Annotated in this window: 18 protein-coding genes and 2 pseudogenes; 11 read left to right on the top strand and 9 right to left on the bottom strand. The window is 42.3% G+C overall.

The annotated features are described in order from the left end of the window. Nucleotides 1-4 precede the first annotated feature (4 nt). Nucleotides 5-166, bottom strand: coding sequence for a hypothetical protein (locus RM049_RS10800; protein ID WP_322704162.1), 162 nt, complete (start codon nt 164-166; stop codon nt 5-7). 459 nt (nt 167-625) lie between these two features. On the opposite strand from RM049_RS10800, the gene RM049_RS10795 reads away from it, so the two are divergent. From RM049_RS10795 to RM049_RS10765, 7 genes and pseudogenes are all read left to right on the top strand, one after another. Then, complete coding sequence (locus tag RM049_RS10795) at nt 626-1,315, top strand: ParA family protein (protein ID WP_199339887.1); 690 nt, start codon at nt 626-628, stop codon at nt 1,313-1,315. Further along, nucleotides 1,312-2,298, top strand: a complete 987-nt coding sequence (locus RM049_RS10790) for a ParB/RepB/Spo0J family partition protein (RefSeq protein WP_322704161.1) — start codon at nt 1,312-1,314, stop codon at nt 2,296-2,298. Before RM049_RS10795 ends, RM049_RS10790 begins: the two co-directional genes overlap by 4 nt. 283 nt (nt 2,299-2,581) lie before the next feature. Next, nucleotides 2,582-2,905 (top strand): metalloregulator ArsR/SmtB family transcription factor, encoded by a 324-nt coding sequence (locus tag RM049_RS10785; protein ID WP_322704160.1) that lies wholly within the window; start codon nt 2,582-2,584, stop codon nt 2,903-2,905. A gap of 20 nt (nt 2,906-2,925) precedes the next feature. Continuing rightward, a complete protein-coding gene (locus RM049_RS10780; protein ID WP_322704159.1) occupies nt 2,926-3,405 on the top strand; it encodes an SRPBCC domain-containing protein in 480 nt (159 codons plus the stop codon). A gap of 113 nt (nt 3,406-3,518) precedes the next feature. Continuing rightward, nucleotides 3,519-3,881 (top strand): annotated as a pseudogene (locus RM049_RS10775) (DUF1428 domain-containing protein). A gap of 130 nt (nt 3,882-4,011) precedes the next feature. After that, nucleotides 4,012-4,461, top strand: a pseudogene (locus RM049_RS10770) (ATP-dependent DNA helicase); the annotation flags it as partial. Nucleotides 4,462-4,521: 60 nt separating this feature from the next. Beyond that, entirely contained in the window at nt 4,522-5,403 is an 882-nt protein-coding gene (locus tag RM049_RS10765) for a DUF1186 domain-containing protein (RefSeq protein ID WP_322704158.1), read from the top strand. Nucleotides 5,404-5,470: 67 nt separating this feature from the next. Here the strand turns inward: RM049_RS10765 and RM049_RS10760 are convergent, their stop codons facing one another. Further along, entirely contained in the window at nt 5,471-5,920 is a 450-nt protein-coding gene (locus RM049_RS10760) for a hypothetical protein (protein ID WP_322704157.1), read from the bottom strand. Nucleotides 5,921-6,208: 288 nt separating this feature from the next. Beyond that, entirely contained in the window at nt 6,209-6,430 is a 222-nt protein-coding gene (locus RM049_RS10755) for a hypothetical protein (RefSeq protein ID WP_322704156.1), read from the bottom strand. Nucleotides 6,431-6,573: 143 nt separating this feature from the next. On the opposite strand from RM049_RS10755, the gene RM049_RS10750 reads away from it, so the two are divergent. Then, on the top strand, nt 6,574-9,633 hold the full coding sequence (locus RM049_RS10750) for an ExeM/NucH family extracellular endonuclease (protein WP_322704155.1): 3,060 nt from the start codon (nt 6,574-6,576) through the stop codon (nt 9,631-9,633). A 218-nt stretch (nt 9,634-9,851) separates the two neighbouring features. On the opposite strand, the gene RM049_RS10745 is transcribed toward RM049_RS10750, so the two are convergent. Together RM049_RS10745 and RM049_RS10740 are read right to left on the bottom strand one after the other, a co-directional pair. After that, the gene (locus RM049_RS10745) at nt 9,852-13,523 is read right to left on the bottom strand and encodes a strawberry notch-like NTP hydrolase domain-containing protein (protein ID WP_322704154.1); all 3,672 of its coding nucleotides are present in this window, start codon (nt 13,521-13,523) and stop codon (nt 9,852-9,854) included. A 335-nt stretch (nt 13,524-13,858) separates the two neighbouring features. Next, nucleotides 13,859-14,209: a hypothetical protein gene (locus tag RM049_RS10740; protein WP_322704153.1), complete on the bottom strand. Its 351-nt coding sequence runs from the start codon at nt 14,207-14,209 to the stop codon at nt 13,859-13,861. A gap of 194 nt (nt 14,210-14,403) precedes the next feature. Here RM049_RS10740 and RM049_RS10735 point away from each other — a divergent pair, with 194 nt between their 5' ends. Further along, nucleotides 14,404-14,652, top strand: coding sequence for a hypothetical protein (locus RM049_RS10735; RefSeq protein WP_322704152.1), 249 nt, complete (start codon nt 14,404-14,406; stop codon nt 14,650-14,652). A gap of 259 nt (nt 14,653-14,911) precedes the next feature. Then, a complete protein-coding gene (locus RM049_RS10730; protein ID WP_322704151.1) occupies nt 14,912-15,313 on the top strand; it encodes a hypothetical protein in 402 nt (133 codons plus the stop codon). A gap of 153 nt (nt 15,314-15,466) precedes the next feature. Here RM049_RS10730 and RM049_RS10725 read toward each other — a convergent pair whose 3' ends face one another. The 3 genes from RM049_RS10725 to RM049_RS10715 all read right to left on the bottom strand — a co-directional run bounded on the left by RM049_RS10725 (nt 15,467) and on the right by RM049_RS10715 (nt 17,818). After that, nucleotides 15,467-16,069, bottom strand: a complete 603-nt coding sequence (locus RM049_RS10725) for a hypothetical protein (protein WP_322704150.1) — start codon at nt 16,067-16,069, stop codon at nt 15,467-15,469. 70 nt (nt 16,070-16,139) lie between these two features. Continuing rightward, nucleotides 16,140-17,186, bottom strand: coding sequence for a J domain-containing protein (locus RM049_RS10720; protein ID WP_322704149.1), 1,047 nt, complete (start codon nt 17,184-17,186; stop codon nt 16,140-16,142). A 314-nt stretch (nt 17,187-17,500) separates the two neighbouring features. Then, nucleotides 17,501-17,818: a CmcJ/NvfI family oxidoreductase gene (locus RM049_RS10715; RefSeq protein WP_322704259.1), complete on the bottom strand. Its 318-nt coding sequence runs from the start codon at nt 17,816-17,818 to the stop codon at nt 17,501-17,503. 205 nt (nt 17,819-18,023) lie between these two features. On the opposite strand from RM049_RS10715, the gene RM049_RS10710 reads away from it, so the two are divergent. Further along, complete coding sequence (locus RM049_RS10710) at nt 18,024-18,515, top strand: SRPBCC family protein (protein WP_322704148.1); 492 nt, start codon at nt 18,024-18,026, stop codon at nt 18,513-18,515. 392 nt (nt 18,516-18,907) lie between these two features. Here the strand turns inward: RM049_RS10710 and RM049_RS10705 are convergent. Beyond that, on the bottom strand, nt 18,908-19,451 hold a 544-nt coding region (locus tag RM049_RS10705; protein WP_322704147.1), incomplete at its 5' end, for a transposase.

Here is a 19,451-nt window from a genome sequence, read left to right as displayed (position 1 = left end):
GGCTCTAGGGGTTTTTCCTCGACAGGGGGATGCCAGGCTTTTGGTCAGTTGTGAGTTCTTCCGGCAACTTGTCATCAGCCGGGATAGGGCTAAATTTGGAAATTTGACCGTTGAGCTTTGGCTCTTGTTTCTCTGGTGTTTTAGATGGACGCTCAGTAGATTTCATTAGTCTTTCTGTCAGGGGGGTTATTTATATTCGTTTTATTTAACCAAAACGTTTTGGTTAACTTTATTTTTATTCTTTATTTTGAATCAGTGATAACATCAAGCCATATATTTGGGTTAATTGACTTATTTGATAATAGATACTCTGCTGAATCTGTTCTAAAAGAATACTTGAAAATTATCTGAGAAATGATAATTCTGTCACAAACCCCAGCCTAAAGGCATGGGGCTTGTAAGAGGAGAACTCACCAATCTCTTAATACAAGACTAAAACAGTGTCTAGCCATTAAGACTGAACAGCGGTTAACCCAAAATGCATTACCCACAGATTGTAAGTTTTTGTCTTATAACTCGTGGCGTATAGCAAATTAATTGTAAAGCCGTCCTGTAAGGACGGGGTTTCAGACCCAGAGGTTTTGATAAAGACTAATACAATTGTTGCAAAGTGAGAATTGCTCCTATGGTAAAATCCAAGCCTACGAAGACTACGACCAAATCTGAAAAGCTTCCTAAAATTTTGGCATTTGCTAACCAGAAAGGTGGAGCAGGGAAATCAACAGGAGCAGTTCATGCTGTTGATTGGTTTACCCAGATGGGGCATTCCACTATCCTAGTTGATGCAGATGGGCAGGAAAGCTCATCAAGTTGGTTGAAGGATCTGAACTTGCCTTGTAAGGTCATTGGTGATCCAGAGGTTTTATTTGACGAACTTCCAAAGTTAGCAGAGTCTTATGATGTTGTAATTGTTGATGGTCCAGGAAATGCAAGTGAGGTGACAAAAGCAATTTTAATCCGTTCTAATTTAGTACTTATTCCTTGCAGGGACTCCATGATCGATTTAGCAAGTACAGGTAAAATTGTACAATTTGTGCGTCAAGCAAAGGAAATTCGAGGAGGGCTGCCGATAGCAGCGCTTTATCTAAATGCAGTAAAAGACAATACTATTTTGTTACGAGAAGCTAGAGAAGCTTTGCAAAGCGGTATTATACCTTTACTTAATACTACCCTTCCTGACCGTCAATGTATCAAGGATGCACCTGGACAAGGTAGTACAGTATTTCGGATGAAGGGAGAAGCTCCTAAAGCGGCGGCAAGTGCTTACGTCAAAATCCTAACAGAAGCTTTGAAGTTATTTGAATCAGAATCATGACTCGACGAAAACTCAAAGATAATATTGCTAACAATGAAGAACTGAACTTTGTCTTTGGACAAGCCACTACTCAGGAAATTGTACAAATAGCGGAAATAGCTCAAGAACAAATCATTCCGCACAACGCAATTGTTTGTACATTCACATTTATTCCAGATGGCAAACCAGTTCGGCATTACTATGATTTAGAAGAGCTACAACAATGGGCGCTAAATGATATTCTACCCAATGGAATTCGTTCTCCTCTATGGGTACGTCCCCATCCCACTCAATCTGGAAAATATGAGTTGGTTGCAGGACTTCGGCGATTAAAAGCAGCAGCGATACTAAAATTGGAAGACATACCAGTCAAGGTTTTTGATTGGGACGATCAAACCGCTTTTTATGCTGCGATATCAGAAAATACAAATCGCCGTGACTTCAGTGCTTTAGAGGAATTAGACAACACTTTGCGAGTGCTTGAAATTCAACTGGGCTACGAAACTGAGCAAGTTGTTAGTTTTCTTTACCGAATGAACAACGCGACAAAAAATACTGTTAACCAAAACGTTTTGGTTAGTCAAGAAGCTGAACTTGTTCAACAGGTATTTAATTCATTCGGGCGAATTACTTGGCAATCATTCGTTGCAACTCGACTTCCCTTATTTAAAAAACCAGTAGAGATATTGAATGCTATTCGTCAAGGTAAAATTCATTACACTAAAGGAATTATGATTGCTAGTGTCAAAGACAAAGATAGCAGGCAAAAAGTTTTAGAAGAAGCTATCAATAATTCCCTTAGTCTTTCTGAAATCAAGCAACGAGTTAAAGCATTGAATGGTAGTAAAAAAGCACTGTCCGAGTCCGAACCTGTAAGCCTGAAACAACGCTTAACTAACACGATTGAGGTGGCAAAGAAAAACAAGATGCTTTGGAGTGATCCGAAAAAAACTCAACAGCTAGAGAATCTGCTTAGTCAGCTTGAAGCGATTGTTAAAAATTGAAAACAGAAGTGGACTTAGTAGTAAGACAAGAGCAATAAACTCAGGCAGTATCGAGCAATTGTAACGCACTGTGACAAACCCACTACTAACATTTTGGGTAGCCTTTAATTTCGTTTGTAAGCAATGCGATCAAACCACCAGCCGTGAGACTTACGGCATACGCCCCTTCTACTACGAAACCTTAATCAGCGTCGTGTATTAGCCACATGAGTTTTAGTAATATCATCCCTCAGAAGCTCAGGACACTTGACATGATCTGTATCTTCATCTATCATTCAACCAAATGGTTGAATCAAATTTAGCTCTTGATAAAATTTTTGGTGCGCTTGCTGATGTGACACGTCGAGACATTCTTGAACGAATATCAACAGCAGAACATACTATCAGCGAATTAGCACAATTTTATGCGATGTCCTTGGCAGCGATCGCCAAGCACATCAGTGTGTTGGAGAAAGCCGGACTCATTACCAAGCGTCGAAGTGGGAAGGAGAAAGTTATCCAGATTCAGCCAAAAAATATCAAAGTAGCCGCAGCATATCTGGGCGAGTATGAAAAAATCTGGAACGCCCGCTTCGATACTTTGGAAAAGCTACTAGAAGATAAATAACAAAGTAGGAGGAGGGAAGTATGGCACATCTTACAGTAACAGTTCCAGAAAATTCACAAAATATCCTGGGTACTGTCACAATTAACGCTCCATTAGAAAAGGTATTTGAAGCATATACCAAAGAAGAACTGTTTGCCCTGTGGTGGTGTCGCGGTAATTCAATGAAAGTGTATGACTTTGATTGTCAAGACGGCGGCAGTTGGCACATTGCTGAACAATCAGAAGATGGTAACGAGTATGAGTTTAGGGGCTGTTTTCATGAAGTCGCTCCCCATGAACGGATCGTGCAGACATTTGAATTCTTGGGGATGCCGGAACGTGGCCATGTGATGCTGGAAAAAGCTGAGTTTGTAGCAATTGACGAACATACAACTGAGATTCGCACGCATAGCACAGCAATGAGCCAGTCAGACCGTGACGGCATGGTTGCCAGCGGCATGGAAAGCGGATGGCGGCAGTCGGTCGAAGCTCTCGGCAAGCTTTTGGAAGCAGATGATTAATCACAACTCGCTCTCCCAAAATATTGAGTGTGGTTGGAAGTTGCCGATTCTAGAGAGTCAATTTTCGTGAAGCATGACAACTTGTTTAAGCTAAACCTGGAAGGTTAAATTTAATGCCTTATGTCGATGGTTTTGTTGTAGCTGTACCTACAGCCAACAAAGAAATTTACAAGCAACACGCAGAAGCTGCGGCTATTGTGTTTTAAGAATATGCTGCATTAAAGTTGGTTGAGTGTTGGGGCGATGATGTTCCAGAAGGCGAAATTAGTTCATTTCCTATGGCAGTTAAGTGAAAAGAAGATGAGACTGTCTGTTTCTCTTGGATTGTTTGGCCTTCACGCCAAATTAGAGACGAAGCTATGGAGCAAGTCATGGCAGATCCACGTATGAAACCAGAAACCAATCCAACTGCTGAAATGCCTTTCGATGCAAAACGTATGATCTACGGCGGTTTCGAGATGATAGTTGATGCTTAGATTAAACAAGAAGGTTGCACAGTCGCGATTAAAGATGCAGAAAAACGAATGTTTAAAATCATACTTGTTAACTTCAATAGCTCTGCCAATTTACGAGGTTACAAGGTAGTTAGAAGCGGGATGAATACGTCCTAGTCCCGATAAAGCAGAGATTGCTAGAGGTGGGATGACTCTGCGGGTGGGAGATCGCGTTATCCAGCAGACTAATGATTACGACCGCGAAGTGTTTAATGGAGACTTAGTAACTATCTCTGGGATTGATACTGAGGAGCAAGAGGTGACAGTTGACTATGGTGGTCGCCCTGTAGTTTACGACTATGCTGACTTGAATGAGATTACGCTGGCGTGGTCTATTTCAGTCCATAAGTCCCAGAGCAGCGAATATCCTGTAGTAATTATGCCTTTGTATATGTAATATTATATGATGCTGTCACGTAACTTATTTTATACAGGTTTGACTCGTGCCAGAAAATTAGCCATTGTGGTTGGCTCGAAGAAAGCGATATCCTTGGCTATGCGGACTACAGATGACCAGCAGAGATATACACGGTTGTGGCAGAGGTTGTTGCAGCTGATTTGATCAACATGAATGTAGAATATCAGCAAGTTAATTAGTAGTAATAGTATTAACTTTAGTCAGATGCAAATAGAAGAAATTTTAGCCCAACTAGAAAATAACACTAAGGAATTTCCTCGTTTAGCGTTAGAAAAAGCCATTGAAGAGCGAGAAGCCATTACAGCTATATTAATAGAAATTTTAGACAAACTGAGTAACAATTTAGAAGAGCTACTAGAAAAATCAGACTATATTTTACATATCCATGCTTTATATTTACTGGCACAATTTAGAGAAGTAGCAGCATATCCTACAATTATCAAGTTTTTTTCAGTTCCTGGGGATGTGGCATTAGATGTAACTGGAGATATAGTAACTGAAGATTTATGCAGAATACTTGCTTCCGTTAGTGGTTCAAATATTGAGCCAATAAAGCAACTTATAGAAAATCCAAAAGCAAATGAATATGTAAGGGGTGCTGCATTAGAAGCATTATTGGTTTTAATAGCTCAAGAAGTCCTTACTAGAGAACAGGTGATACAATATTATGCCAAGCTGTTCTTTACTTTAGATAAAGAAGATTATTATATCCAAACTACTTTAGTAACCAATAGCGCACAGCTTTGTGCAGTCGAACTGCAAGAACAAATAGATCGGGCATTTGAAGAAGAATTGGTTGATTTGTTTTTTATTGATCGAGAAGATGTAAGCACTTATCTAGTAGTAGAGAGAGAAGAAGCTTTAAATAGACTACGTAACAATACAAAGTATTCTTTTATTAAAGATATAATCTTAGAAATGGAGAGTTGGAGTTGTTTCCAACCACAAGAGAGAGAGCCATCATATAATATTTTTATTCCAGAAGGATTTAGCCTTGGAACATCTGAAAAATCTAAAAATAAAGCTAGGGATAAGAAAAAAATGCAAAAGCAATCTCGGAGAAAAAATCGTTCTAAAAAGAAATGAGTCATCAATCTTAGCAAAATTTTTTGAACTTCACTAATAATGATAAAAAACTTAGAATTTTTTGGAATTATTTTTCTTCGTTAGGATACCAACCTGCCGGAATAACTTCAAAATTCCAAACATCTTTGAAGACGTATATGCGTCCGATCATTTCTGATGGGGAAAGCAAATTTTTGTCGCCTGACTTCCAATCTTTTTTATCAACTGTTCCCATGACTACATAGTTATTACCTACAATTTGAGGATTTGTTTGGACAAAAGTAGCAGCCATCAATGGCTCAATTTCCTGTTTTTTAGCAATAATTAAGTCGCAGCTTGGGCAATATTTACATTGTTTATTTAGTAAAAATAGCTGTTTAGGTTCAATGTGGATTACCAAAGGGAACTTGCGTAACCTAGTTTTAGTATCGCATTTGGGGCATTTAGTGAACGCACAATCACTATAAGGATTGAGAAAAAATCGATGCCGCTTTTTAATTGTTTTATCTGGCTTTTTATTAACGCTATTTTTAACCATGCTACGATGAAAGCTTGATTAACTACATTGGGTTTTGTAACATAGTTTAACTATAACAAGCGTGAAGAATTAACACTTACTCCTAACTAAAAATAGTGAGGTGGGTTGAGCTATTGCTAGATATTAGATGGTTGCTAGCTAAAGTTACCAACAGAGCAGAAGGAGCGATAGATGTCTTCTGAACATAGCCGGATACAGATGCTTCAATCACATTATCGTGCAACTTGGTTGCGGTAAGGTATTTTCAGCTTACCGCAAATTCACGCTAACTACTTGATTTCCCAACCATCAAACTTTCTTTGGCTGATCTATTCCGTACTGCCCCTGCACCAGCCGTCTCAGTTCTGCCACCGAGTTAGCCGACTTCATCAGAACCAGGACTGATATCACGTGGGGAGATAACCTTTCCTTTGTTTCTTTCGACAGCATTTGATGTATTTTGTACTTTCTCCTCCCGTTAGGCAAAATTGGATTAACGATATCGAGCTTGGCTTTTTCTTCTGGAGTCATCCAGCTGTAGACAAACTCCCAATAGTATTTACCATTTTGTATGTGCCTCTTATTAGCAAAAGTATTGTTTAAACCAGAGATATAAATCCCTTAATAATACCGTGATATTTGTACTGAAATTTGCAGCTTTTATGGAGATTTCAATGGCATTATTTTTCTCGGAATATATTGAAAGCAGCAGCAACAATAAAGCCCTGGAGATATACAACAGCACAGGTTCAGCAATCGATTTAACTGCTGGAAATTATGTGGTTCAGTTTTACTTCAATGGCAGCAGTAGTCCCACCAATTTTAGCCTGACAGGTACAGTGGCAGCTGGAGATGTGTTTGTCTTTGCCTCAAGTAATGCCAATTCAACCATTCTTGCCCAGGCCGATCAAACAAGTGCTGCTGCTTTCTATAACGGAGATGATGCGATTGTGCTACGCCAGGGTGGTGCAAGTGGGACGATCCTTGATTCAATTGGTCAGATTGGCGTTGACCCCGGCACTGAATGGGGAACTGGTTTGACCAGCACAGCAGACAATACCTTGCGCCGCAAAAGTAATATCACTAGTGGTGATGCCAATCCCAACGATGGGTTTGATCCAAGTGTGCAGTGGGACGGCTTTGCTACTGATACCTTTGACGGATTAGGAAGCTATACTGCTGCTCCAGGAACAGGAGCCGGAGTAATTATCGTTCAATCTGGCAACAGTACCGATGTGAATGAGCAGGGTGAAACAACTGATACCTACACGATCGCTCTCACGACTATACCAACGGGTGGAGTAAATCTAGCGATCGCCGCAGATGGCGAAACTCAATTGAGTACTGATGGAAGAAACTTTTTTAACTCCGTCACTTTAAGCTTGACGGATACTAACCCCAAGACGATTACCGTTAGAGCAGTAAACGACTTGGATGTAGAAGGATCTCCTCATACAGGAGTAATTACGCATTCGATCGCCAGCAGTGCTGACCCGGCATACTCTAACACACTCACACCGATTCCTAACCTCAACGTCAATATAATTGACAATGATGTTGCTCTCAGAGAGGTTTATGAAATTCAGGGGAGTGGTGCAGACAGTCCGCTTGTTGGGCAGACGGTGACAATTGAAGCAGTTGTGGTTGGCGACTTTCAAGGCAGCAGTCGCTTGAATGGATTTTGTGTGCAGGAGGCAGTTGGAGATGGTAATGCCGCAACCTCAGACGGTATTTTTATCTTTGCGCCTAACAGCATAGACGTGAGTGTAGGTCAAACGGTACGCCTGACTGGAACAGTTGGAGAAAACTTTACTCAAACTCAACTCAGCAACATTAGTGGACTGAGCGTGGTGGGTTCAGAAGCGATCGCCCCTATAGCTGTTGACCTGCCCTTGGCTGCAACTACAGACTTGGAACGCTATGAGGGAATGTTAGTCACCTTTCCCGAAACCTTGACGGTCACTGAAAACTTTAATCTCGGTCGATTTGGTGAGGTGTTGCTGTCTTCAGAGGGACGGTTGTTTAACCCCACAAACTTCATTGACCCGACGGATATTCCGACTACTGAAACCGAGAACGACGAAAACAATGTTGCCGCAGTGACAGCACAGCAGAACGCAAACAACCTGCGCCAGATTTTACTTGACGATGGCAGCAATACCCAAAATCCCGCTACAGTTCCCTTTTTGAATGAGGATGGCACATTGCGCGTGGGTAGCACAGTTACATCTCTTACAGGTGTGCTGGGGTTCGGGTTTGGCAGCTACCGACTGCAACCTACTGCAACACCCAATTTTGTCGATTCTAATCCCCGGACGGCTGCACCCGAACAGGTGGGCGGTAACGTTAAGGTTGCGAGCTTTAACGTGCTGAACTACTTCAATGGCGACGGCATGGGTGGTGGCTTCCCGACTTCGCGGGGAGCGGACAATGTAACAGAGTTTGAGCGGCAAAGTGCTAAGATTGTCAGCGCGATCTCAGCCCTGGATGCCGATGTAGTGGGTCTGATTGAAGTTGAGAATGATGGCGATGGTGCTGAGTCGGCGATCGCAGAACTGGTAGATCGGCTAAATACATTTTTAGGCGCAGAAATCTATGACTATATTCGCGATCCTGCTACAGGGGTAGGAACTGACGAAATAAAAGTCGCCTTCATCTACAAGCCAGGAATAGTAACCCCAGTTGGTGCTTCCCTCAGCGATCCTGACGCTGTTTACAATCGCCAACCCGTCGCTCAAACCTTTCTACTCAACTCCAACGGCGAAACTTTTACCCCTGTGATTAACCATTTCAAGTCAAAAAGTGGTACGGGCACAGGTGCAGACGCAGACCAGGGTGATGGACAAGGAGCTTTTAACTTCACGCGGGTTCAGCAGGCAGAAGCCTTGCTTGGCTTTGTTAAGGAGTTGAAGACGACTACAGGCGATAGCGATGTATTAGTCCTTGGAGATTTAAATGCCTATGGCGAAGAAGATCCGATTGATGTGTTGCGAAATGGTGGATTAATAGATGAACTCGGCAGATATATGGAAAACCCCTACTCCTTTGTCTTTGATGGGCAATCTGGACGATTGGATCATGCCCTAAGCACTTCCAGCCTCAGTGCCCAGGTGACGGGAGCTACCGAATGGCATATCAACGCTGACGAACCCCTAATTCTAGATTACAACCAAGAATTTAACCCCCCTGGACTGTATGAGCCAACGCCCTATCGCTCCTCAGATCACGATCCTGTGCTAATAGGTGCCCAATTAGCGAGTAACCTGAGCGTATTTAACGGCAGCAACGGCAAAGATACACTCAATGGCACTTCTGGCAGAGACGAACTCAATGGACGCAATGACACCGACATCCTCAATGGTGGCAATGGTAACGATACTCTCAACGGTGATAATGGCAACGACATTTTGCTGGGTCAAGTCAGCAACGACATCCTTAACGGTGGCAATGGCGATGACCTGCTCAATGGCGGTCAAGGAAAGGATACACTGCTTGGCGCTAATGGCAACGATCGCTTTGTGTTAGTAGCAGGCGCAGGCTCAGATACGATTCAGGACTTCAAGGACGGCGCAGATTTGATTGCTCTATCAGGTGGTCTAACTTTCGGTCAACTGACGATCGCGGGAAATGCCAACAACACCCTAATCCGCGTTACAGAAACCAACGAGCTACTGGCGACCCTAAACGGCGTTCAAACAAACGTAGTTACAGCGATCGATTTCGTTGCAGCCTAATTCAAGTTACACAGGGGCGGGTAACATCCGCCCTTTTTTGGAAACACAGAAAAATTACAGCCCCTTATTTTCCAATATGGTTCAGTTAAGGCTGAAAGTCGTGTAAATTAAGCATTGCCCTAAGAATGAAAATGAGGCTGTAGTGCATCTGTTACTACCTTTTTAATTTAATAGGGCACAAAAATAAGCTGATGTATTTATTAGATACATCATTTGACTTATCCCAAGATTTCAATCACAGCCGCATTACCAGATTTCTCATTGCTCATGAGTTGCCCTTGATACTTAACAACAAACTCAAGCATTTCATCAGCCGTTTTGATGTTGTTCTTTTGGACACGCTCAATCTTTAAGTAATTGGTCACGCTACCAGTTTGAGGATGAGTATAAACTGATTCACAGCTTTCAATACTAAATAGACTTGCCCGAAGTGTTTCTACTCCAACTTCAAACACACCATTTGCGATCGCAGTCTCGATTTGTTGACTTAATAGCAACTCGAAACGCTCGAAAATCGTATTTTGCATCCCGATTGTCAAAGCCAGCAGGCGATTGAGGAACTGTCGCAAGGGTGGGAGGTCTATCTTCATTCCACCTTCAGTGGAAGTGAGCGAGAGTCCTGTCATCTGTTCAAACTTCCCCAGAGGAACTTGATAAAATCGACCTTGAAAAATCTGCTTAAACAACTCGTATAAAGCATATTCAGCATAGTTCGATTCTAGATTGTCTTTGGCATCAAACATACCGTTACCGCCAGTTTGCCTCTGACCACGGGTGAGTGCGCCCAAGCTGTCCAGCCGTCTAGCAATCGTGCTGATGAATCGGCGTTCACCGCGCACGTTAGTAGTCACAGGACGGAAGACTGGTGCAGAAGCTTGGTTGGTACGGTGAGTGCGCCCAACGCCTTGAATTGCGTTGTCAGCACGCCAACCAGCTTCGAGTAAATAGTGCGATCGCCTTCTACGATTTACAGCATTTAAGTCAGCATGATAACTTCTGCCTGTACCACCTGCATCACTGAAGATGAGTATTTGCTTATCTCCCGCCATGAATGCGTTAGTCTCAGCAATATTGGCACCACTACCCCGTGAATCCACAAACAAGCGTCCGGCTTCGTCTTTCAATACTCGTTTGCTGCGTCCAGTAACTTCAGCTACTTGCTTGTTACCGAAATGCCACAGCAGTTGTTCTAATGCACCAGGAATTGGTGAAAGGCTGGCGAGTTTGTCTACTAAGGCATCTCTCAAAGCCACAGCTTCAGATGAAACAATCGGTGAACCATCGGCATCAAAGGCTGGTTCGGAGCGTTCGTCTCCATCAACGCCTGAGTGAATGGAATGCAGATGTACCGGAAAGGCACTTACTAAGTAGTCAAGAACATACTCCCGTGGTGTTAAATCAAGGTTCAAATCCTGCCATTCTTCGGGCGCAACTTCATTGAGTCGGCGTTTGAGTAATTCTTCATTGGTGGAAACTATTTGAATTACAACAGCATTGCCTTGGGCTAAATCATTCTCAATTGCTTTAATTAACTGTGGGCATTTCATGCTAGTTAATAAATGATTGAAGAATCTTTGCTTATGCGATTCAAACTGAGACATGGCAGACATTTTGGCAGCACGATTGTATGTTTTCGCACCAGTGATGTTGCAGGCTTCTAAAGCTTTATGCAAGTTATTATGGATAATTTGAAAAGCGTCTGCATAACTGTCATAGATACGTTCTTGAGTAGGAGTGAGTTCGATTTCTAACATCTCATACTCCACACCATCGAAGGAAAGCGATCGCGCCAGATACAGTCCCAAAGCCTTGAGATCCCTGGCGACCACTTCCATCGCTGCAATACCACCGCCCTCAATGGATTCCACAAAATCCTCACGGGAGGTAAACGGAAAGTCGCCCGTCTGCCAAAGCCCCAGACGATTGGCGTATGAGAGATTTGAGACAATAGTAGCACCAGTTGCAGAAACATAGATAACCCGTGCTGATGGCAGTGCGTTTTGCAACCGCAGCCCAACAATACCTTGCTGGGATGCTGCAACCATACCAAGTTTGCCCTCTTGTGCCATTGCATTGCCCATGCTGTGGCACTCGTCGAAAGTGATCGCTCCCTCAAAGTCCTTGCCTGCCCACTCAACGATTTGCTTAAGCCGACTTTTGCCGTTCTTTTGAGAGCGCAGAGTCGAGTAGGTGCAGAACAGAATGCCTTGGGTGAAAGGGATGGGGTCGCCAAGTTTGATGTTGCTCAGGTCGATAATGTCTTTTTCACTACCTTCGAGCGCACACCAGTCTCTACGGGCATCCTCAATTAGGGCAGAACTCTTTGATACCCAGATTGCTTTTCTTCGTTCCTGACACCAGTTGTCGAGGATGATTCCTGCACATTGTCTACCCTTACCCGCTCCCGTCCCATCGCCAAGAAACCAGCCACGCCGAAATTTTACGGCATTTTCTTCGCCAGTTGCCGCTACAGTCACATTATCCCATGAATCATCCACAATATAAGACCCAGAAAGAAATTCACCGTGCGCCTGACCTGCGTAAATAACGCTTTCAAGTTGTGCTTCAGATAACAATCCTTGTGAGACAATGTTTCGCGGGAGATGCGGTTTGTAAGTGGGTGGTGGTGGCGAGACAAGCGCTAGGGCTGCACTTTCGCAAAGCAGCGAGGGATGAGGTAAAGCATCTTTAATTCTGATTCGTTGTGGGCGATAGGTTTCATATAAAGTATCTTTGAGTCCATCATTTGCAGACCATTCGACGACTTCGTATTCCAGAATAACCACATCTGGAATTGAAGAAAGTGTTTCTGCTTGAGCTACCACAGAGCGTTTTGGCAATTGAACAACAATTGCCTTCGCCGCAGTAGCTTTGATATCTGAGCGTTCCCACGAAGATCGCTGTGGCAACTGCTCAATCAACGCCAGCAGTTCGGGCAAGTCCAAGGTTTCGGGAATACAGGGGATGTTGCCGGGATTATCAGCCGGAACTTTGTCGATCACTGTAATCCGAGTGTCGATAGTTGTCCCATGTTTTGAGTAAACCTTGCCGTTAACCCCGACTGACATTAAAACTCGTGCTTCCGAGTGCCACCTAACAAAAGTCTCACGCCAGCTTGGGTTAGCCGGAGAGAACCAGTTGGCTGTGATTGTTACCAGCCGTCCACCGTCAGCCAGTCTTTGCAATGCCGAGTTGATATGCCTCTTTGTTGCATCGGGATTGCGACTGTTAATTTTGGGAGATGCGGAGAAAGGCGGATTCATCAGCACAACTGAGGGCTGAGTCTTGCCAACCAGATAGTCGTTAATTTGTTCCGCGTTTACAGAGAATAGCGGTGTACCTGGAAACAACCGACGCAGAATCTTCGATCTATCGGGTGCAAGCTCGTTGAGCATCAGACTTGCACTGTGCAGTTTAGCCATTTGTGCTAACAAACCAGTTCCGGCACTTGGCTCCAGCACCAAATCAGTAGCTTGTATAAATCCTGCTTTGGCTACCAGATAAGCAAGCGGCAAAGGGGTGGAGAATTGCTGAAGCTGTACTGACTCTTCACTACGGCGAGTATGCGTCGGGCAGAGGGCTACTAACTTCTGCAATTCCAATAATACTGTTAGCGGCGACTCTAATAAAAGTTTATAATCTTTTTGGCGCAGATATAAAATTTGCGCCACTTCTACTGATTCGTAAGCATCTTTCCACTGCCATGCGCCCTCTGCTGCCGTGCCATGAAAGTGGCGATTCATCTGGGCTTGGATTGTCCTGGTGGAGATAGTCCGTTGCTCGATCAGTGATTTGGTGAGTTCTTGAGCAACGTTGAGGATTGATTGCCCATAATCCAGAACTGTTTCTAGGTCAAACAGAGTTCCTTGCGTGGCTATAAGGCTGACCATATCTATATATATGAATACATCACTTTCGCTTTGGCGTAGCCGTTTGACCGAGAAGATTGGAGATTGAATAGGGCAGATTGGAGATTGAATGTTTTTGGTACAAACCCAGCAAGAAAGTGGGTGGAATAAATCTAAAAGACGCGACGCACAGTCGCTTTCCGCGTCGCTATCGTCAATCTCAAATCTTCTCGGCAATCTACAATTGTTTGACCGTGGGGACGGGTTAACTATAATTTTTTTGGTACTTTCCAGTTATCTTGCGTGGCTTGATGGACTGGCGCTTAGTACTAGTTGAGGCGAATTTCTTAGACGTGGACGATTTTGCTTTAGCCCACTTAGGTTTGTCGGTTGTAAAGAAAGGCAGGTGGGAGTAGTCGGAGTCTGGGCAAAGGGATTATAACTGCTGGCGTGGGAACAGAATGATCAGGGGATTGTGGTTCTAAAGTCCAAGAGTCGGGAATCTTCTCAAATGCGATCGCCCTCGGAGTGGCTTGTTGAATTTCCTGTTGTAGAGTAGGTTGTGGGGAAGTTGCGGAAACTGTGGGCTGTTCAATAACTGATGGCTCCCATTCGATTGGCGGCAAGGGTACAACCCACAAACCATCAATGAAATCGAAAACCATCAGCGCAACAAAGCTCATAACGACTGCTTGGATCGTCAAGGTGAGAGTAGCTTGGATATCCATGCTTAACTCCAAATGTTTGTGATTTTTCAATGTAGTGAGGTGTTGCAGTTGGGTTTGGTCGTTGCAACTCTCATTCTGGCTTTGGCGTAGCCATGAAAATTCCCATTCACAAATCGGGTGATTATGTTTACCCAGAGCATTGAAATCTTCTTAGCAAAGGCTAAGATCCAAAAAGTTACTAATTGCAATAAGCAATGCCCAGCAAAACAATCGATGTCCGAGAGTACACCGTCAGAGCGCACAAGCGGGAAATTCACACTCGCGTTTTCAACTTCGTATGTAAGCAATGCGAACAACCCACACAACGAGAAACCTTTGGAGTTCGACCGCTTTACTGTGAAATATGCCGTCCGCCACAAGCACCTAAGAAATCAGTAGTCCCTCTCAAGAAGAGAAAACCTAGAGCTATGACTTACAAGAGTGGTAAAGATATAGCGGGGTGATTTTCCGTTTTGAGCTAAGAGCGATACCTTCTCCGAGCAGATTGGATTTAAAAGTGCTATTGCATTGCGGTAGGGCAGAGCCAGCAAAACAGAACATTTGCGTCGATTTGTCAGTTAAAAACCTTAATCAGCCAAGACCTGATAGTATTTATATACTATTAAATCTGAAATTTCCATCATTTCACGCGGTTCCTAGTAGTCTGCTAACCAAAAAGTAAACTATCGACCGAAGCAGTAGCACAATGCCAGGCAATAACCAATGACTAGTAAAGTTGCTCAATTTAGCATAGATTCTACCTATCTTGTTCTTGGAGAAAATGGTGATAGTACTCCAATCCCAGTAAGCGATCGCTTTTTTGCAGATTTGGAAAATAAATTTGGTGACTTCAAGGGAAAGCGGTTAGTTTCACACTTTACGTTTACTGAAGACTGGGATACTTGGGAAATGCACCCTGCTGGAGAAGAGTTTGTTTGTCTGCTTTGGGGTCAGGTCGATTTAATCTTGGAGCAAGATGAAGCGGAAAATAGGATATGTCTGAGTACTCCCGGCGCTTATGTGCTTATCCCTCGTGGAATATGGCATACAGTTAAAGTTGATAGACCAAGTTCAATGTTGTTCATTACTCCTGGACAAGGAACGCAGAATCAAGTGAGAAGATAGTAAGTGCGCGAAATTAGAACAAATACTAATTGCAATCTGAAGCTTGCCAAAGAATACGAAGTTTTGTGACTCGAATATTACCTATATCCGGTCGCATCAGTTCCAGAAGCTACTGCCCGAATTGCTAGGCGCATTCTGGTTTAATTGCTGATTTTAAAAGTCATTATCAGTAAAGGGAACAATGGATGGTAAAAAGCTTTTCAGGGATGGATAAAATTCTAACCTCGCTGTATAATCATCTGTTTGAGATACTGATAGTTCAATTGTTTGCTGATTTTTTTCATCAAAAAGTAACTGGATTTGATAATTTGTCCAGAATTGGTCACCTAGTTCATTTTCTAAATCGAAAAGCCGTTGTTCATCCCCCCATATATCCGACCAAAGGACTATCTTGTTAGCCCGAAAATGATTTTGACCTGTTGTGTCTGCAATGACAAAATATGCTTCGACATTTAAATCAAATCCCAAGTCATCGATCTCTACCTCTGCTATTTGACAGTTAACCACTATTAATGTATCGGGGTTAAGGTTTACTACCTGCTCTTGGCGCTTTAATAATTCTTGTAGCACGAAATCAGGCAACAACTGGGAACTCTCCTCAAGTAATTGTTTTTGAGTTTCTGGGGAGTAACGAGTTTTTAATTCTTGCGTGATTAAAGTTAAAATATCTTCGGTAGCTAAATTGACAACTATCTTTTTATCTACGGGATTAAGGAAACTTCCAAGATTCAGATTAATGTGTTTTTTAATTGGCATAGTTCTGTAAAATTATTTTAAGTTGAGCAGAGCATTCACAAATAAAGCGAAAACTTTTTCAAAAAAACTACTATCTCATTAATTCTGACAACATCTGCTCCAAAATATCTTCTATAGTTTCTTCATCTAAGGAGTGCAGAGGTGTTGGACCAGCTAGAAATTCTTTAATAGTGATTTTCTGTTCTCTAAAATCTTTAACAAAATCCCGAATTTTAGAAACGACGTTAATTTGAGATTCCATTGTTTCTACTATCGCAGCCATAGCGTCAATGCCTTTTTTAGTAGCTTTTCGAGAATCGCAAACCATCGTCCCTTCTGGAGTATTTTTTGTCAAACGCAGTTCCTGTTTCAATTTTTCATATTGAGCCAGGAGAATTTGATTGTGTTGTTCTAGGGTTCGGCATCTACGGGTTAAATCATCCTCGTTATTATTGTCAATAATTTCTAAGGGTTGTTGACTTCGTTCAATTTCAATAAGTCTTGCTAAATCCCCCTCTTGGTAAGCTTTATTGATTTCTTTCATGATTTCTGTGTGAGACTTTTGTGTTTCACTGTCTCTAGCTTTATCAGGGTGAAAGATTTCAGCTAATTTCAGAAATGTTTGACGAATTTTTCTTTGATCATCTGTTCTGGCTACAGAGGCAGAGTCTACAGACTGTTGTCCTTGCCAATATTGATGCTGTTCTTCACTAGTTTCCTTTGAAAAATCTGATTGGGAATCTTCATTGTCAAACGATTCGTCTAATGTATCTAACTGTTGGCTGTTGGGTTTTAGACTGATGGCTCCAGTTACCTGTAGGTTACGGTAAACTGCTTGTATATTTTTGAGGGTTTGTTTACCGAACTTTCTAGTAGTAAAAATCTCCTCAAACAGAGCATGGATTTCCTGGTCTAACTCAGCCATTTTTCGGAAACCGGGACTAGCTTTATTGAGAAATTCTGTGCCAAAAGAACGCATCTGTTCAACAAAGTTCTTCAGTTCTGTGCGCTTTCTCTTGATCTGTTTGAGTAGTGATTGATGTTCTTTTTCTAGAAACTCTAAGCGGATATGTAATTGAGACAGAGCTAGCGGAGTTACTTTAATTGATTGCGATGAAACTGTAGTTTTTCGAGGCATGAAACACGTATGTAAATTTAAAATATAACTTTTGCATTACTTAGGGAATGCGAAAAAAGACACATATTGGATTATACACTGCGGGTTTAAATGAAGTAATTAATAGTTTTTTTCATCAAAGCGCCTGAGTGTGATTCATAAGTAAGTGAAGCAGTGATAAACCTGTCCTTTGTTAAAGTCTGGTTGACAAATCGAATTTTCAAGAGCCTCAACCATTGGCGAGAGGTCGTTTAACGTCACGATTAGCAAAATGCCCTCGCCCCAGCCTCAGATAATAGTGCATCTGTAATTGAGGATAGCAGCCGTCATCATTCTTATGTAGGATAGAAAACCAGCGTCCGCAATTCAATACTTTCTCTAGCTGGGGCATCTGGTGGGCTTGTTGGGTCATCAAACCCAGTATGAGCAGCAAACCTCGCCCGTTCGTCAATAGCCGAGTCAAAGCACTTAAACAATAGTGCTTCCGAGGGTTGCATTTGGGGGAAGTAGAACCATTGATGTGTTGGGTTATAGGTTATTAAGTAGGTTTCACCAACGTAATCGCGGTACACTATATCAGTAGCTACTAGGTCTGTTGGTGCGATACTAAAAGCGTTGCACACTGATAATGGTGACTTATAAACTGGGGCGATCGCTCGCCAGTTTTACCAAGTCTCACAGAAAAGAGAGTTAATAGTTCAAGCACCATCAATTCGCCCTCGGAAATTGGCTACGGTATTGGTTAAGTAACGGCATTCCATGTAACCCTTAATACATCTAGATTTCAGCCTTCCGACAGAACAGTATCAGTCTAAGGTTCGCTACCGTGAGTGTGTACGTTGTTATTAAACCCAAGTCATGACTTCAGCTAGAGAATCAGTCAAAACGACTGAATTTGAACAATCGATTACTGTTGCTGCACCCGCTGATCGCATCTTTGATTTCTTGGCAGATGTGAGAAATGTGCCGCAGTATTTGCCAACTGTAACAAATGCTCAATCACAACAGGGCGATCGGATTCGTACTCAAGGACAATCGGGAGATCATTCCTATGACTCTGATGGTCACTTCCGAGTCAACCAGGCAGAACACCATCTCGAATGGGGGTCTGATGGTGAGAATGATTATGGTGGATGGATGAAAGTACAAAGCAATGGAGATTCACAGTCTCAGGTGACGGTGCATATTCACTTTGCCCCTAGACCTGAAATGGCACAAAAGATGGCAGAGCGCTCGCCGGGACACAGCTTTGAGTCTGCCATGAATGAAGGCATTGCTAAAACCCTCGAATCCATCAAACGAATTTGTGAAGGTCAGGGTGATAAAGTAGAGATCGAAGCTAACAAGTAGTGTTTTCAGGAGCACAAGCATTGTAAGCGTTTGTTGATGCCCGTTGAACAATCCAAACACAGGAAGTTTTATGGCTATTGAATCAGTCATGTCGTAGCAATCGCCTTCAACAGATGGAACAATAGTTTAGCTGGTATTTTTAGTTTAGAAATCGAAAGATATTACAGTTAAACTGTTTTTCCATAAATCACAGAACTATATTTAGATATACATTCATCCGTCGAGTGCAGAATTATTCTTAATGTAGAGGTCATGCTATTGTTTGCTCTGTTACAAAATAGGCATCCTCTTCCATTGGTTAAGAACAGAGCATACCAAACTTAGTTGAACAGGACTTACGCAACTGGCACAAATAGCGGGCGGGGTATAGTCCTGCCACACGACAATTTAAATCAAACCAAGCACATAAGAATACTTGGGCGTTTTAGTTGCTGAATTAAATAATTAGAAAGCAAATTATGCTTGATTTGATAAACAGTTTGACCAGTGGTATAGGCTAAATTCTTTAATCTAATCCAAACCAACATTGCACAAGCAATATGATTTCTTTGAAGCCTAGCTTTACGACACTGACAAGATTCAATGCCTGTTAGTTGTTTAATCTCTCGGTGAAACTCCTCGATTTTCCAACGAATTTTACACACCTCTTGTACAACATCCGTGGAGCTTTGAGATAAATCGTTAGTGACGATATAATCCGTTCTGTTGGTAGAAACAGTAACCCGGAATAGTTTCACTTTTTTCTGAGCAGGAAACCCTTTAATTTTTATGATTTTACCACATTCTAACTCTTCAGAACTCCATTCTAATAATTCAATACGTTTATATTTTTCTTTGGCAAATGTATCATCAACTAACCGATTATTTTTTAAAGGGCAGTAATAAATTTTTTCTAAACTATCAATATAAAGCATTAAACTATGTACGGCATACCAC

This window comes from Nostoc sp. DedQUE04, from assembly GCF_034530995.1.
Taxonomy (GTDB): Bacteria; Cyanobacteriota; Cyanobacteriia; order Cyanobacteriales; family Nostocaceae; genus Nostoc.
The sequence above is the reverse complement of the archived record's forward strand: the minus strand, read 5'-3'. Positions and strand labels throughout refer to the sequence as shown.